The sequence below is a fragment of the Streptomyces sp. NPDC104096 genome (assembly GCF_055584385.1).
In genome coordinates, this window is record NZ_JBVJMD010000001.1 from 153,472 (window position 1) to 167,935 (window position 14,464).

Here is a 14,464-nt window from a genome sequence, read left to right on the forward strand (position 1 = left end):
AGGGCCTAGACTCCCGTGCGTACAGATCGTCGAACGCAGGGTTCACGAGGGTCACGAGTTCAGGGAGCGAGGCGGACGTTGCCGGACACGTTGCGGGACACGCTGCGGGACCCGTCCGTCGTCGTCGCGGCGGACTACTTCCACTCCTATTCGGTCGTCGGGCTGCTCGCCGTCGTCGGTGTGCTGTTCGTCGCCGTCGCCTTCGGGGCGGGCCGCCTGCTGCGCCCGGTGGTCCCCACCCCCGAGAAGCTCCTCACGTACGAGTGCGGCGTCGACCCCGTCGGCGAGGGCTGGGCCCACACCCAGGTCCGCTACTACGTCTACGCGTTCCTGTACGTCATCTTCGCCGTCGACTCGATCTTCCTGTTCCCGTGGGCGACGGTTTTCGCCGACCATGGATACGGCGCGACGACGCTGGTGGAGATGTTCATCTTCCTCGGCTTCCTGACCGTGGGCCTGCTGTACGCATACAAGAAGGGCGTCCTGACATGGACGTGACCCCCGCCTCCCCCGAGCCCGTGCCGCTCCCCGAGCCGAAGCGGCTGGGCGCCCTCGCCCGACTGGCTCCCGAGCCGATGAAGGTGGTCCTCAACTGGGGCCGCCGCTACTCGCTGTGGGTCTTCAACTTCGGCCTCGCCTGCTGCGCGATCGAGTTCATCGCCGCGTCCATGGCCCGCCACGACTTCATCCGGCTGGGCGTCATCCCCTTCGCGCCGGGGCCGCGCCAGGCCGACCTGATGGTGGTCTCGGGCACGGTCACGGACAAGATGGCGCCGGCCGTCAAGCGCCTGTACGAGCAGATGCCCGAGCCGAAGTACGTCATCTCCTTCGGTGCCTGCTCCAACTGCGGCGGCCCGTACTGGGACTCCTACTCGGTCACGAAGGGCGTCGACCAGATCATTCCGGTGGACGTCTACGTACCCGGCTGCCCGCCCCGCCCCGAAGCCCTGCTCCAGGGAATCCTGAAACTCCAGGAGAAGATCGCCCGGGAGTCGCTGGCCGAGCGCTACGGGACCACGCGGCCCTCCGCGGCCGCCCTCCAGAGCGGGCTGGTGCAGCCGCCGCCGGCCCCCACCGCGGCAGGGGAGAACCGATGAGCGCGGTCGGCTGGCTGCCCGCCCCCGCCGAGGAGCTCTTCGGCGCGCAGGCCACGGCCGAGGAGTCGTACGACGTCCTGACGGTCGACGTGCCGCCGGAGGCCTGGACCGCGGCGCTGCGCGTCGCCCGCGACGAACTGGGCTGCGCCTACTTCGACTGGCTGAGCGCCGTCGACGAGCCGGGCACCGGGTTCCGTGTCTGCGCCCATGTGGCCGCCCTGGGACCGGTGCGCCGGCTCCTGGTGCGCACGACCGTCCCGCACGAGTCGCCGGTCCTGCCGTCCGCCGTGGACGTCTACGCGGGTGCCGCCTGGCACGAGCGCGAGACCCACGAGATGTTCGGCATCGTCTTCGAGGGCCACCCGGCCCTGGACCACCTCCTTCTGCCCGAGGGCTTCGAGGGCCATCCGCTGCGCAAGGACTTCGTGCTGGCGGCACGGGTCGCCAAGGCCTGGCCCGGCGCCAAGGAGCCCGGGGAGTCCGAGCACGGCGGCCCCAAGCGCCGCCAGATGCTTCCCCCGGGGGTCCCCGACCCGAACGAGTGGGGCCCGCTCAAGGGTCAGCTCCCCGCCGCCCCGGCCCGTCCGGCCCGCGCCGCGGCTCGCACCCCCGGCGAACGCCCGGTGCGCCGTGCCCGTACGGCCTCGGAGGGCTCGGCCAGCCAGACCGGCACGCCGGCCCCTACGGGTGTGGACGCGGGTGCGGGTGCGAGCGCGGCTTCGGGTGCGCGTGCGGATGCCGGTACGCGGGCAGATGCCGGTGCGACGGCGGATACGACGCCCGGCACGACCACCGGCCCCGGCACCGGAACCGGCGCGGCCCCGGCGGCGCAGTCGCCCGCCGCCGCTCCGGCTCCCACGACCGGCACCGCCCGCCGGTCCCGCAGCGCGACCGGCGGCTCCGCCTCGCAGCGAACGGGAGCAGCGGGAGCAGCGGGGGCAGCGGGAACAGGGACGGGACCGACGGGAACCGGGGGAGCGCGTCGCGCCCGCTCGGCGACGGAGGGGTCCGCATCCCAGCGCGCCGAAACCCCCGCGGCCCCGGCCACGCCTGCCCGGCCCACCTCCACCGGCCCCCGCAGCTCGGACGCCCCGTGGCACCACGCCCGCCCGGCCTTCGAGGAACCGGAGCCGAAGCAGGGGCAGGAGCCGGGGCCCGAACCCCAGGCCGAACCGAAGCCCGAATCGGAACCGCGTCCGAAGCCGACGTCGGCGCCCGAGCCGAAGCCGACGTCGGCGCCCGAGCCGAAGTCGGCGCCGACCGCTGAGCCGGAGCCGGAGCCGGAGCCGAAGTCGGAGCCGACCGCTGAGCCGGAGCCGGAGCCGGAGCCGAAGTCGGAGCCGACCGCTGAGCCGGAGCCGGAGCCGGAGTCGGAGCCAGCGCCCGAGCCAGCGCCCGAGCCGGAGCCGGAGCCGGAGTCGGCGCCAGCGCCCGAGCCGGAGCGTGAGTCCGAACCCGCGTCGGCGCCCGAGCCCGAGTCGAAGCCGACGCCCAAAAAGGGCCCCGCGTCCGGCGAACCGGCCCCCGACGCCCCCACCGACCCCCAAGGAGGCCCGCAGTGAACGACGCGCTGGATGTCGCCCTGCGACTCCTCGTCGTCTTCGGCGTCTTCCTCACCTTCCCCCTGATCGTCGGTCAGACCGAGCACAAGGTGATGGCCCACATGCAGGGCCGCCTCGGCCCGATGTACGCCGGTGGCTTCCACGGCTGGGCCCAGCTCGTCGCGGACGGTGTGAAGTTCGCGCAGAAGGAGGACGTGGTTCCGGCGGGCGCGGACCGGCGTGTCTTCCAGCTCGCCCCCGCCGTGGCCCTGCTGCCCTACCTCCTGGTCCTGCTCGCCGTCCCCATCGGCCCGGGGGAGGGCGCGGTCGGCCAGGTCGTCGACGCGGGCATCTTCTTCGTGCTCGCCGTGATGGGCGTGGGCGTCCTCGGCTCCCTCATGGCCGGCTGGGCCTCCGCCAACAAGTTCTCCCTCCTCGGCGGACTGCGCACCGCCGCCCAGCTCCTCGCCTACGAACTGCCGATGCTGCTCGCCGCCGCCTCGGTGGCGATGGCGGCCGGCACGGTCTCCCTGCCCGGCATCGTGGACGCCTTCCACTGGTGGTGGCTACCCTGGCAGCTCACCGGCGCGTTCGTCTTCTTCGTCGCCGGCCTCGCCGAACTCCAGCGTCCGCCCTTCGACATGCCCGTCGCCGACTCGGAGATCATCTTCGGCGCGTACACCGAGTACACCGGTCTGCGTTTCGCCCTCTTCCTCCTCGCCGAGTACGCCGGGATCGTCGTCCTGTGCGCTCTGACCACGGTGCTCTTCCTGGGCGGCTGGCACGGCCCGTGGGGCGCCGACGGCCTCGGCTGGGTCTGGACCCTGCTGAAGGCCGCGCTGCTCGCCTTCGTGGTGATCTGGCTCCGCGTCACCTACCCCCGGCTGCGCGAGGACCAGCTCCAGCGGTTCTCCTGGACCCTCCTCGTCCCGCTCTCCCTCGCCCAGATCGCCCTCACCGGCATCGTCAAGGTGGTGATCTCCTAGTGTCCCGCCCGTCGCCCGACCACCGCCCCTCGACGACGCCCTCCGGGCGGCCCCGTCTGACGTTCCCCGGCTCCGGACTGGCCAAGGGCCTGGCCGTCACCCTGCGCACGATGACGAGGAAGACGGTCACCGAGCAGTACCCGGAAGTCCAGCCCGACCTCCCGCCCCGCACCCGCGGTGTGATCGGTCTGTTCGAGGAGAACTGCACGGTCTGCATGCTGTGCGCCCGTGAGTGCCCCGACTGGTGCATCTACATCGACTCCCACAAGGAGACGGTCCCGCCCGCGGCCCCCGGCGGCCGTGAGCGCAGCCGCAACGTGCTCGACCGCTTCGCCATCGACTTCTCCCTGTGCATGTACTGCGGTATCTGCATCGAGGTGTGTCCTTTCGACGCCCTGTTCTGGTCCCCGGAGTTCGAGTACGCCGAGACCGACATCCGTGAACTCACCCACGAACGCGACAAGCTCCGTGAGTGGATGTGGACGGTCCCGGCCCCGCCGGCCCTCGACCCGGCGGCGGAGGAACCCAAGGAGATCGCCGCCGCCCGCAAGACCGCCGAGAAACTGGCCGCCGCGCAGGACCGGCCGGACGAGCGGCAGGGGGAGCAGCCGTGACCCTCGCCGCCGCCGTCCCGCACGGCTTCCTCTCCCCGACGGGTGTGGAGATCGCCTTCCTCCTCGTCGGCCTGGTCACCTTCGGCGCCGCGCTCGTCACCGTCACCACCCGGCAACTGGTGCACGCCGCCCTGTGGCTCGTGGTGACCCTCGGCGGCCTGGCCGTCGAGTACCTCCTGCTGACCGCCGAGTTCATCGCCTGGGTGCAGGTCCTCATCTACGTCGGTTCCGTCGTCGTCCTCCTGCTGTTCGGTCTGATGCTCACCAGGGCGCCGATCGGCCGCTCCCCGGACGCCGACTCCGGCAACCGCTGGGCCGCCCTCACGGTGGCCGTCGCCGCGGCGGCCGCCCTGGTCTGGGTCGTCGTCGACGCCTTCCGCGCCACCTGGATCGACCTGGACGGAGAACCCGCCGGCACCACCCGTGTCACCGGCGAGAGCCTCTTCCAGAACTGGGTCCTCCCCTTCGAGGCCCTCTCCGTGCTCCTCCTCGCCGCCCTGGTCGGCGCGATCGTCCTGTCCCGCAAGGAGAAGGCCGACCAGGAAGGCGTCCGCTGATGCACCTCGTCTATCCCGCCGTGCTCTCCGCCCTCCTCTTCTGCACCGGCCTCTACGGCGTCCTCGCCCGCCGCAACGCGATCCTGGTCCTGATGTCGGTCGAGCTGATGCTCAACGCCGTCAACCTCAACCTGGTCGCCTTCGACGTCTGGCTCAGCAGGACCGCCGAGGAGACCCTGCACTCCGGCCAGGCCCTGACCCTGTTCACCATCGCCATCGCCGCCGCCGAGATCGGTATCGGCCTGGCGATCGTCCTCGCCGTCCACCGCAACCGCGGCACCTCGGACATCGACAAGCTCCGCGACACCGCCGAGGGACCCGACAAGGACGGCTCCGACAGCGGCGCCCTCGCGGCGCGGAAGGCCGACGACCGGCCCGGCGAGAAGGCTGAGGCCACCGCGTGACCACCACGACCCTTGCCGCGCTCGTCCCCCTCCTCCCCTTCCTGGGTGCCGCGGCCTGCCTGCTCCTGGGCCGCACGGCCCCCGGCCTCGTCCGCCCGCTCGCCGTGCTGCCGACGCTCGGGGCGCTCGTCCTCGCCGTACTGACCGCGGTGCGCCAGGGCGGCGGCCCGGCGATCGACGCCGCCACCGAACTCACGCCCACCGGCTCGGTGCCCATCGAACTCGCCCTGCACATCGACGGCTTCGCCGCCCTCGTCGCCGTCCTGGTCGGCGTCGTCGCCACCTGCGTGCAGATCTATTCGACGGGCTACCTGCACAACGACCCGCGCTACCCCTCCTACGCGGCCCTCGTCTCCCTGTTCACCTCCGCGATGCTCCTGGTCGTCTACTCCGGCGACCTGATGGTGCTGCTGGTCGGCTGGGAAGTCATGGGCATCTGCTCCTACTTCCTGGTCGGCCACTACTGGGAGACACCGGAGGCCCGCGCCGCCTCCCTGAAGGCCTTCCTGGTCACCAAGCTCGGCGACGTCCCCTTCCTGATCGGTCTGTTCGCCCTCGCCACCGACGCCGGCTCCTTCCAGATCACCAAGGTCCTCGGCGCCGTCGCGAGCGGCGGCATCCATCACGTGACCCTGGTCGCCCTGCTGCTCCTGGCGGGTGTGGCGGGCAAGTCGGCGCAGTTCCCGCTGCACACCTGGCTCCCCGACGCGATGGCGGGCCCCACGCCCGTCTCGGCGCTGATCCACGCCGCGACCATGGTGGCCGCCGGTGTCTACTTCGTCGCCCGGCTCCTCCCGCTCTTCCAGGCCTCCACGGCGGCCATGGTCGTCCTCGCCGTGATGGCCGCCGTCACCATGACGGGGGCGGCGCTCGCGGCGCTCGCCCAGGACGACATCAAACGCGTCCTCGCCTACTCGACGATCAGTCAGCTCGGCTACATGACCGGCGCCCTCGCCGTCGGCGACCGCGGTGCCGCCGTCTTCCACCTCCTCTCGCACGGCGCCTTCAAGGCGCTGCTGTTCCTCGCCGCCGGCGTGGTCATCCACGCCACCGGCACCAACTCGCTCGCCGCCATGTCCCGGATGACGGGCCTGCGGGACCGCATCCCGGACGCCTACTGGACGATGACCGTGGCGCTCCTCTCCCTTGCCGCGATCCCGCCGTTCAGCGGCTTCTTCTCCAAGGAGTCCGTCCTCGGCGCCGCCGAGCACGTCGTCGCCGGCCACACCGGGCACGCCCCCGTCGCCGCAGGCTGGACGGTCCTCGTCGCCGGCCTGGTCACGGCCCTGCTCACCGCCGGGTACGCGACCCGGCTGTGGCTGCTCGCCTTCCGCGGACAGGGTGCCGAGGTGCCGGGCCTCGCCCGGACCGGCGACTCCGGCCGTGACGAGGAGCACCGGGTCCGCGAGCCCCTCACCATGACCGTGGTGCTGTGGGTGCTCGCCGTCCCGTCCCTCGCCTTCGGCGGGTTCGCCTACGGGGTACTGCCCGCCTGGTTCGACGGCCGCGACCTGACCCCGACGCTCACCACGTCCATCCTCGGCACGGGCCTCGCCCTGGTCGGCGGACTGGTCACCTACGGCGCCTGGCAGCGTGTCACCGCCCTCGCCCCCCGGGCACCGCTCGGAGCGGTCGCCGCCCACCCCGGCGGCGACGCGGGACTCGTCGAGGCCGAGGCCATCGCCGCCCACGAGCCGGCCTACGGGGACATCGCCCTGGCCCCCGACCCGGCCGACCCCGGCCGTCTCCTGCTCGGCCCGCTGCACCGCCACGCGGCCGCAGGCTTCCACCTGGACGCCCTGTACGGCGTGCTGTTCGTCCGCCCGGTCCAGGCCGGAGCGAGCCTCGTGCGGTTCCTCGACCGGGAGGTCGTCGACACCTACGTACGCGGCGCGGGCGCCCTACCCCGCTGGCTCGGTGCCGCCGTACGGCGGGCCCAGACCGGCAATGTGCAGACCTATGTGAGCGCGCTGCTCGCCGGCGCCGTCGTCCTGACGGTCGCCGCCGTCCTCGTCGCCACGGGAGCGTGAGCAGGCGTGATCGATATCAACGAGTCCGTGATGCAGTTCCTTCTGGCGTTCGTCGTCGTCGGCCCGCTCCTCGGCGCCGTCGCCGCTCTGCTGCCGGCCCCGCCCGGACTGAAGGGGAAGTCGCCCGGGCAGGCCGTGCTGCGGCACGGCGTGACCGTCACCGGCGTCGTCCTCCTGGCCGCGATCGTCCTGGCGCTCGGCTTCGACCACGACCACCCGTCGAAGATGCAGGCCAGTACGGACATCAGCTGGATCCCCGCACTCGGCGTGCGGATCCACCTCGGCGTCGACGGCATCTCCCTCCCCCTCCTGGTCCTGACCGCGCTGCTGACCTTCCTGTGCGCGCTGTACTCCTACTTCAAGCCGCCCGCGGGGCCGGCCCCGAAGGCGTTCGTCGCGCTGCTGCTCGTCCTGGAGTCCGGCACCCTCGCCACCTTCGCCGTCCTCGACCTGCTGCTGTTCTTCCTCGCCTTCGAGACGGTCCTGATCCCGATGTACTTCCTCATCGCCCGCTGGGGCGGCGCCGGGCGGGCCCAGGCGGCCTGGAAGTTCATCCTCTTCACGCTGCTCGGTTCGGTCGTCATGCTGCTCGGCCTGCTCCTGATCGGAATCAAGGCGGGCACGTTCGACATGGTGGCACTCGCCACTGACAACGGCCGGTCGCTGACCACATCCGTGCAGGTCATCGCCGCTCTGGCGATCGGGATCGGACTCGCGGTGAAGACGCCGATGTGGCCGCTGCACAGCTGGCTGCCCGACGCCCACACCGCCGCGCCGACCGTCGGTTCGGTCCTGCTGGCCGGCGTGCTGCTGAAGATGGGCACCTACGGGTTCGTACGCATCCTCCTGCCGATCACGCCCGACGGCCTGAGCACCTTCGCGCCCTACCTCGCCGCCTTCGCCGTCGTCGGGATCGTCTACGGATCCCTGGCCTGCCTCGCCCTCGCTAAGCAGGGCGCGAAGGGCGACCTCAAGCGCCTGATCGCCTACTCCTCCGTCGGCCACATGGGCTTCGTCCTGCTCGGCATCGCGACCATGACCCCGACCGGCGTGAACGGCGCCCTGTTCGCCAACATCGCCCACGGCCTCATCACCGGCCTGCTCTTCTTCCTGGTCGGCGCCCTGAAGGAGCGCACCGGCAGCACCGACCTCGACACCCTCGCCGAGGGGACCGGCGCAGCGCTCTACGGCAGGGCCCCGCGCCTGGGCGGCCTGCTCGCCTTCGCCGCGGTCGCCTCGCTCGGCCTGCCCGGCCTCGCCGGGTTCTGGGGCGAGATGCTGGCGCTGTTCGGCGCGTTCGACCCCGCCGCGGGCCTCAGCCGCCCCGCCTTCCTCACCTTCATGGCGATCGCCGCGTTCGGCACGCTGCTCACGGCCGCGTACATGCTCATCGTGGTCCGGCGCGTCTGCATGGGCGCCGTCCCGTCGGCCCCGCAGCCGACCTGGCGGCTCGCCGACGTCCAGACCTACGAGTTCGCGGCCTGGACCCCGCTCGTCGTCCTCACCGTCGTGGCCGGACTGTGGCCGAGGGCCCTTCTCGGCCTGACCGACCCGGCCGTGCAGCAGCTCCTCGCAGGAGGCACCCGATGAGCGCCCTGGCCCTGCCCGCGGCCCAGCCCCTGGCCGAGTCCACGGCACAGTCCGCCGCCCAGTCCGTGGTCCAGTCCGTCGACTGGCTCGCCGTCGCGCCGCCCACCCTCGCGGCCGTGGTGGGACTCGCCGTCCTCGTCGCCGACCTGTTCCTGCCCGAGGCCAGGAAGGCCGTGCTCGGCTGGACGTCGGTCGCGGGACTCGCCGCGGCCGCACTCCTGCTGCTGCCCCTCCTCGACGGCGACCGCTCCACCTTCTGCCTCAGCGGCGACCCGGCGGTGTGCAGCTACACCGTGGACCGCTTCACCCTCGTCGTGCAGTTCCTGGTCCTCGGCGGCGCCCTCCTCGCGGCGCTCCTGTCCGTCACCACCCTGAAGGACGCCGACAAGGGACTGCCCGAGGGGGAGTACTGGTTCCTGCTGCTCTCCTCCGCCGCGGGCGCCGCCCTGCTGCCCGCCTCCCGCGACCTCGCCACCCTCGTCGTCGCCCTGGAGGTCGCCTCCCTGCCCGCGTTCGCCCTGGTGGGCATCCGGCACGGCGACCGGAAGTCCTCCGAGGCGGCGCTGAAGTTCTTCCTGTCCTCGGTGACCGCGACCGCGGTCAGCCTGATGGGCATCAGCTTCGTCTACGCCTGCACCGGCAGCCTCTACCTCACCCAGGTCGCCGACCGCATCCAGCACGTCGACGGCCGCCTCCACACCCTCGCCGCGGCCGGCGTCGTCCTCACCCTCGTCGGGTTCGCCTTCAAGACGGCCGCCGTCCCCTTCCACTTCTGGGTGCCCGACACCTACGTGGGAGCACCCCTCCCCGTCGCCGCCTACCTGTCGGTGGTCGGCAAGGCGGTCGGCTTCTCCGGGCTGATCCTCGTCACCGTCGTCGCCCTCCCGTCGTACGCCCACGCCTGGGGCCCGGCGCTGGCCGCGCTGGCCGCCCTCACCATGACCGTCGGCAACGTCGGCGCGCTGCGCCAGCAGGCCACGCGCGCGTACAGCGCGGTACGGCTGCTCGCGTGGTCGTCGGTCGGCCAGGCCGGCTACCTCCTCGTACCGATCGCCGCCGCCGCGTACTCCGACGACCCCCAGAAGTCGGTCGGCTCCACGCTCGCGTACGCCCTCATGTACGCGGCCGTGAACCTGGGCGCCTTCGCGGTGGCCGCCATGGTCGGCCGCAGGAGCCCCCTGAACCGCCTCACGGACTACCGCGGCCTCTACGCCTCGAACCCCCTGGCCGCCCTGCTCCTGGCCTTCTTCCTGCTCTGCCTCGCCGGGCTGCCGCCGGGCGTCATCGGCCTGTTCGCGAAGGTCACCGTCTTCTCGGCGGCCGTCGACGCGGGCCTGGGATGGCTCGCGGTGGTGATGGCCGTCAACGTGGTGATCGCCCTCTTCTACTACCTCCAGTGGACGACGCTGCTGTTCCGCGCGCCCGAGGGCGAGCCCGAGCGGCATCGCGTCCCGGCGCCCCTCACCGCCGCCATCGCCCTGACCGGCGTCCTGGGCGTCGTCCTGTCCGGCGCGCCGCAGCTGGTCCTGCGCTTCGCCGCCACCGGGCTGTTCTGAGACCGGCGCGGCGGTAGGCGGACCCGTCACCCGGACGGCGTACGCGCGCTCGCGCGGGCACAAGGGAACTCGGCGCTCCCGCCTGGCGTTGTCGAGAGCGGGAGGGTCCACTGGACGTGACACGACACCAGTGGCATCGGAGACAGCAAGCAAAGGGTTCCCCTGCTGCACCACTTGGAGGGCGTACCGTGCACCGCCGGCACAACGGGCTCAGGACCGCAGTCCTCCTCGGGGGACTGTCCGCACTCATCATCCTGATCGGCAGCTTCTTCGGCCGTACGGGCCTGATCGCCGCGGTCGTCGTCGCTCTCGGCACCAACGCGTACGCGTACTGGAACAGCGACAAACTGGCGCTACGCGCGATGCGTGCCCGCCCGGTCAGCGAGTTCGAGGCCCCGGCGCTCTACCGCATGGTCCGCGAGCTCTCCACCCAGGCCCGCCAGCCCATGCCGCGCCTGTACATCTCCCCGACGGAGGCCCCGAACGCCTTCGCGACCGGCCGCAACCCGCGCAACGCCGCCGTGTGCTGCACCGAGGGCATCCTGCGGATCCTGGACGAGCGCGAACTGCGCGGGGTCATCGGCCATGAGCTCAGCCACGTCTACAACCGCGACATCCTGATCTCGTCCGTCGCCGGCGCCCTCGCGTCGGTGATCATGTTCCTGGTCAACTTCGCCTGGCTCATCCCGGTCGGCCGCTCGGACGACGACGACGGCCCCGGCTTCCTGGGCCTGTTGCTGATCATGATCCTGGGCCCGCTCGCGGCCTCCGTCATCCAACTGGCCATCAGCCGCTCCCGGGAGTACGAGGCCGACGCCTCCGGCGCCCAGCTCACCGGCGATCCGATAGCGCTCGCCAGCGCCCTGCGCAAGCTCGACGCCGGCACCAAGCAACTGCCGCTGCCTCCCGAGCCGCGCATCGAGACCGCGAGCCACATGATGATCGCGAACCCGTTCCGGCCCGGCCAGGGGCTGTCGAAGATGTTCTCCACCCACCCGCCGATGGCGGAGCGCATCGCCCGCCTGGAGCGGATGGCGGGCCGCCGGTCGTAGGCCCGGTCGGCGTCCGCCGCGCACAACCCCGGTCAGCGGCCGCCGAACCGCTCGTCCGTCGAGACCACTTCCCGGCCCAGCGGCATCAGGGAGATCGGGATCAGCTTCAGGTTGGCCCAGCCGAACGGGATGCCGATGATCGACACGAAGAGCGGGATGCTGGTGACCAGGTGAGCCAGGGCCAGCCACCAGCCCGCGAAGATCACCCAGATGACGTTGCCGATGAAGGACCCGGCTCCGGCGCCCGGCCGTTCCACCGTGGTCCGGCCGAAGGGCCACAGCACGAACCCGGCGATGCGCAGCGACGCGATCCCGAACGGGATCGTGATGATCAGCACGAAACAGATCAGGGCGGCGACCGTGTACGCGATGGCCATCCAGATACCGCAGAAGACCAGCCACAGGATGTTCAGCAACAGGTTGAACAGCTTCATGATCAGTACCTCTCCCCAGGTGGCTGCGCGGACACCGTCCGTCCCGGACAAGTATGAGCGGGCGGAGCGCCCGACCGCGGGCTGCGGCGACCTTGTGGCGTGATCGGGAACATCCGGAGACGGACATCCCCGGGATCACCCTCGCCGCCACCGCCGTACGCCGTACAGAACGACCCCCACGGCCAGCACACCCGCGCCCACCGCCACCGATCCCCACGGCAGCGCGAACGCCAGCACCACGCACCCCAGCAGCCCCGCCACGGGCACCATCCGTGCCGCCGGGCGCGGGTCGAGGGTCCAGGCCGAGGCGTTGGCGACCGCGTAGTACGTCAGCACGCCGAAGGAGGAGAAGCCGATCGCGCCGCGCAGGTCCACCGTGGCGGCGAGCACCGCGACCACCGCCCCCACGGCCAGCTCGGCCCGGTGCGGTACCTGGAACCGCGGATGCACGGCGGCCAGCGCGCCCGGCAGATGCCGGTCCCGGGCCATGGCCAGCGTGGTCCGCGAGACGCCGAGGATCAGCGCGAGGAGCGACCCCAGAGCGGCCAGCGCCGCCCCGGCCCGGACCACCGGCACCAGCGCCGGCACCCCGGCCGCCCGTACCGCGTCCGCCAGCGGTGCCGTGGCGCGCGCGAGCCCGTCCGGTCCCAGCACGGACAGGGCGGCCACCGCCACGCACGCGTACACCACCAGCGTGATGCCGAGGGCCAGCGGGACCGCCCGCGGAATGGTGCGCGCGGGATCCCGTACCTCCTCGCCGAGGGTCGCGATGCGCGCGTACCCGGCGAACGCGAAGAACAGCAGCCCGGCGGCCTGGAGCACCCCGCCCACGCCCCCGGAGGCGCCCGCGCCCAGCCGTCCGGCACCGGACGCCCCGGACCCCAGGCACACGACCACCACGGCGGCGAGCACGGCCAGCACCACCGCCACGATCGACCGCGTCAGCCACGCCGACTTCTGGACGCCGCCGTAGTTCACCGCGGTCAACGCCACCACGGCCGCCACCGCCACCGCGTGTGCCTGCCCCGGCCAGAGGTACGTGCCCACCGTCAGCGCCATCGCCGCGCACGAGGCGGTCTTGCCGACCACGAACGACCAGCCCGCGAGATACCCCCAGAACGCCCCGAGCCGCTCGCGTCCGTACACGTACGTGCCGCCCGAGGCGGGATACCGGGCCGCGAGCCGGGCGGACGAGGTGGCGTTGCAGTACGCGACCACCGCGGCCAGGGCGAGCCCGAGCAGCAGCCCGGAGCCGGCGGCGCGCGCCGCCGGCCCCAGGGCCGCGAAGACGCCGGCGCCGATCATCGAGCCGAGACCGATGACGACGGCGTCGCCCACGCCCAGCGTCCGCCGCAGTTCAGAGCCGGACTGTGTCATGGGCGGCACCCTACTGACCGCCGCAACCGCCGGGAGGCGCGGTGACGTCTTCCTGGCCGACACGCCATGAACGGGCGTGGCGAGAACGGCGGAACACGGCCCGGCCGGAAGAAAGTCACAGCGCCGGGACAGTGCAAGCACAACCTGGAGGGGCAGGTTCACGGCATGAGCATCATCAGCTGGATCATCCTGGGTCTGTTGGCCGGAGCCATCGCCAAGTTCCTGCTGCCGGGCCGTGACCCGGGCGGCTTCATCGGCACGACCGTGATCGGCATCGTGGGCGCGTTCCTCGGCGGCTGGATATCGGCGCGCTGGCTGGACCACCCGATCGCCAAGGACTTCTACGACGGCGCCACCTGGGCGGCGGCGATCGGCGGAGCGCTCGTGCTCCTCATCGTCTACCGCCTGCTGTTCGGCAACTCACGCGACTGATCCCGACACACGCGAGGGAGGGGTGGGCACCGACGGCGCCCACCCCTCCCTCGCGTCCGCCCGGCGCCGACGCGCCCGACGCGCCGGAACTACCGGTAGTTCACGAACTGAAGCGCGAAGTCGAAGTCCTTGCCCTTCAGCAGGGCGATGATGGCCTGAAGGTCGTCACGGCTCTTGGAGCTGACGCGCAGTTCGTCGCCCTGCACCTGGGCCTTCACACCCTTCGGGCCCTCGTCGCGGATGATCTTCGCCACCTTCTTGGCGTTCTCCTGGGAGATGCCCTCCTCGATGGAGGCGAAGATCTTGTACTCCTTGCCGGAGAGCTGCGGCTCGCCCGCGTCCAGCGCCTTGAGCGAGATGCCCCGCTTGACCAGCTTGGTCTCGAAGACGTCGAGGACGGCCTTCACCCGGTCCTCGGAGTTCGCCTCCATCAGGATCTTCTCGCCGGACCACGAGATCGAGGCACCCACGCCCTTGAAGTCGTAGCGCTGCGAGATCTCCTTGGCGGTCTGGTTGAGGGCGTTGTCGACCTCCTGCCGCTCGACCTTCGAGACGATGTCGAAACTGGAGTCGGCCATGTCCTGTGGCTCCTTGTATCTGAGGGCGAATCGGGTCCGTACCGGCTGTGTGCCGCCGTACACGGGGCTGCCGCCGAGCCCGCCGGGGATCGGGGCCGCATCCGCACAAGCCTAGCCACCCCGCCCCTCGCGAGTGGCGATCAATCGGGTGGCGAAGCACCCCTCCTCATCGGGTATTGTTTACGTCGTTGCCAGGGAACACCGCCGACAAGCGGT

The 14,464-nt window shown here is 72.0% G+C and carries 15 protein-coding genes; 12 read left to right on the forward strand and 3 right to left on the reverse strand.

Annotation, left to right across the window (positions count from 1 at the left end; genetic code table 11):
• The first annotated feature begins 78 nt into the window (after positions 1 to 78).
• The 11 genes from ACZ60B_RS00735 (at position 79) to htpX (ending at position 11,427) form a co-directional block, all read left to right on the forward strand.
• Positions 79 to 498 (forward strand): NADH-quinone oxidoreductase subunit A, encoded by a 420-nt coding sequence (locus ACZ60B_RS00735; protein WP_450664232.1) that lies wholly within the window; start codon positions 79 to 81, stop codon positions 496 to 498.
• Complete coding sequence (locus tag ACZ60B_RS00740; protein ID WP_469383065.1) at positions 489 to 1,097, forward strand: NADH-quinone oxidoreductase subunit B; 609 nt, start codon at positions 489 to 491, stop codon at positions 1,095 to 1,097. Before ACZ60B_RS00735 ends, ACZ60B_RS00740 begins: the two co-directional genes overlap by 10 nt.
• Entirely contained in the window at positions 1,094 to 2,659 is a 1,566-nt protein-coding gene (locus tag ACZ60B_RS00745; protein WP_469383068.1) for an NADH-quinone oxidoreductase subunit C, read from the forward strand. Before ACZ60B_RS00740 ends, ACZ60B_RS00745 begins: the two co-directional genes overlap by 4 nt.
• Complete coding sequence (locus tag ACZ60B_RS00750; RefSeq protein WP_469383070.1) at positions 2,656 to 3,624, forward strand: complex I subunit 1/NuoH family protein; 969 nt, start codon at positions 2,656 to 2,658, stop codon at positions 3,622 to 3,624. Before ACZ60B_RS00745 ends, ACZ60B_RS00750 begins: the two co-directional genes overlap by 4 nt.
• A 110-nt stretch (positions 3,625 to 3,734) precedes the next feature.
• Positions 3,735 to 4,238 (forward strand): 4Fe-4S binding protein, encoded by a 504-nt coding sequence (locus ACZ60B_RS00755; RefSeq protein ID WP_469383536.1) that lies wholly within the window; start codon positions 3,735 to 3,737, stop codon positions 4,236 to 4,238.
• Entirely contained in the window at positions 4,235 to 4,795 is a 561-nt protein-coding gene (locus ACZ60B_RS00760) for an NADH-quinone oxidoreductase subunit J family protein (protein ID WP_469383072.1), read from the forward strand. The genes ACZ60B_RS00755 and ACZ60B_RS00760 overlap by 4 nt, the downstream gene beginning before the upstream one ends.
• Complete coding sequence (gene nuoK, locus ACZ60B_RS00765) at positions 4,795 to 5,199, forward strand: NADH-quinone oxidoreductase subunit NuoK (protein ID WP_469383074.1); 405 nt, start codon at positions 4,795 to 4,797, stop codon at positions 5,197 to 5,199. The genes ACZ60B_RS00760 and nuoK overlap by 1 nt, the downstream gene beginning before the upstream one ends.
• Positions 5,196 to 7,229, forward strand: a complete 2,034-nt coding sequence (locus tag ACZ60B_RS00770; RefSeq protein ID WP_469383077.1) for an NADH-quinone oxidoreductase subunit 5 family protein — start codon at positions 5,196 to 5,198, stop codon at positions 7,227 to 7,229. The genes nuoK and ACZ60B_RS00770 overlap by 4 nt, the downstream gene beginning before the upstream one ends.
• Positions 7,230 to 7,235: 6 nt before the next feature.
• Complete coding sequence (locus ACZ60B_RS00775; protein ID WP_469383079.1) at positions 7,236 to 8,819, forward strand: NADH-quinone oxidoreductase subunit M; 1,584 nt, start codon at positions 7,236 to 7,238, stop codon at positions 8,817 to 8,819.
• A complete protein-coding gene (locus ACZ60B_RS00780) occupies positions 8,816 to 10,375 on the forward strand; it encodes an NADH-quinone oxidoreductase subunit N (RefSeq protein WP_469383081.1) in 1,560 nt (519 codons plus the stop codon). Before ACZ60B_RS00775 ends, ACZ60B_RS00780 begins: the two co-directional genes overlap by 4 nt.
• Before the next feature lie 188 nt (positions 10,376 to 10,563).
• Positions 10,564 to 11,427 carry a zinc metalloprotease HtpX gene (gene htpX / locus ACZ60B_RS00785; protein WP_469383082.1) on the forward strand — a complete coding sequence of 288 codons (864 nt, stop codon included), beginning with the start codon at positions 10,564 to 10,566 and terminating at the stop codon, positions 11,425 to 11,427.
• A 32-nt stretch (positions 11,428 to 11,459) separates the two neighbouring features.
• Here the strand turns inward: htpX and ACZ60B_RS00790 are convergent, their stop codons facing one another.
• The gene (locus ACZ60B_RS00790) at positions 11,460 to 11,861 is read right to left on the reverse strand and encodes a YccF domain-containing protein (protein WP_469383084.1); all 402 of its coding nucleotides are present in this window, start codon (positions 11,859 to 11,861) and stop codon (positions 11,460 to 11,462) included.
• Between the two features lie 135 nt (positions 11,862 to 11,996).
• A complete protein-coding gene (locus tag ACZ60B_RS00795) occupies positions 11,997 to 13,238 on the reverse strand; it encodes an APC family permease (protein WP_469383086.1) in 1,242 nt (413 codons plus the stop codon).
• Positions 13,239 to 13,403: 165 nt separating this feature from the next.
• Here ACZ60B_RS00795 and ACZ60B_RS00800 point away from each other — a divergent pair, with 165 nt between their 5' ends.
• Positions 13,404 to 13,670 (forward strand): GlsB/YeaQ/YmgE family stress response membrane protein, encoded by a 267-nt coding sequence (locus ACZ60B_RS00800; protein WP_469383088.1) that lies wholly within the window; start codon positions 13,404 to 13,406, stop codon positions 13,668 to 13,670.
• 89 nt (positions 13,671 to 13,759) lie between these two features.
• Here the strand turns inward: ACZ60B_RS00800 and ACZ60B_RS00805 are convergent, their stop codons facing one another.
• A complete protein-coding gene (locus tag ACZ60B_RS00805; RefSeq protein ID WP_469383090.1) occupies positions 13,760 to 14,248 on the reverse strand; it encodes a YajQ family cyclic di-GMP-binding protein in 489 nt (162 codons plus the stop codon).
• Between the last annotated feature and the right edge of the window lie 216 nt (positions 14,249 to 14,464).

Excerpts from the sequence above, each read along its gene's own strand:
- ACZ60B_RS00740 (WP_469383065.1), top strand. The coding sequence starts at position 489 with ATGGACGTGACCCCCGCCTCCCCCGAGCCCGTGCCGCTCCCCGAGCCG.
- ACZ60B_RS00745 (WP_469383068.1), top strand. The coding sequence starts at position 1,094 with ATGAGCGCGGTCGGCTGGCTGCCCGCCCCCGCCGAGGAGCTCTTCGGC.
- ACZ60B_RS00755 (WP_469383536.1), top strand. The coding sequence starts at position 3,735 with ATGACGAGGAAGACGGTCACCGAGCAGTACCCGGAAGTCCAGCCCGAC.
- nuoK (WP_469383074.1), top strand. The coding sequence starts at position 4,795 with ATGCACCTCGTCTATCCCGCCGTGCTCTCCGCCCTCCTCTTCTGCACC.
- ACZ60B_RS00780 (WP_469383081.1), top strand. The coding sequence starts at position 8,816 with ATGAGCGCCCTGGCCCTGCCCGCGGCCCAGCCCCTGGCCGAGTCCACG.
- ACZ60B_RS00790 (WP_469383084.1), bottom strand. The coding sequence starts at position 11,861 with ATGAAGCTGTTCAACCTGTTGCTGAACATCCTGTGGCTGGTCTTCTGC.
- ACZ60B_RS00795 (WP_469383086.1), bottom strand. The coding sequence starts at position 13,238 with ATGACACAGTCCGGCTCTGAACTGCGGCGGACGCTGGGCGTGGGCGAC.
- ACZ60B_RS00800 (WP_469383088.1), top strand. The coding sequence starts at position 13,404 with ATGAGCATCATCAGCTGGATCATCCTGGGTCTGTTGGCCGGAGCCATC.
- ACZ60B_RS00805 (WP_469383090.1), bottom strand. The coding sequence starts at position 14,248 with ATGGCCGACTCCAGTTTCGACATCGTCTCGAAGGTCGAGCGGCAGGAG.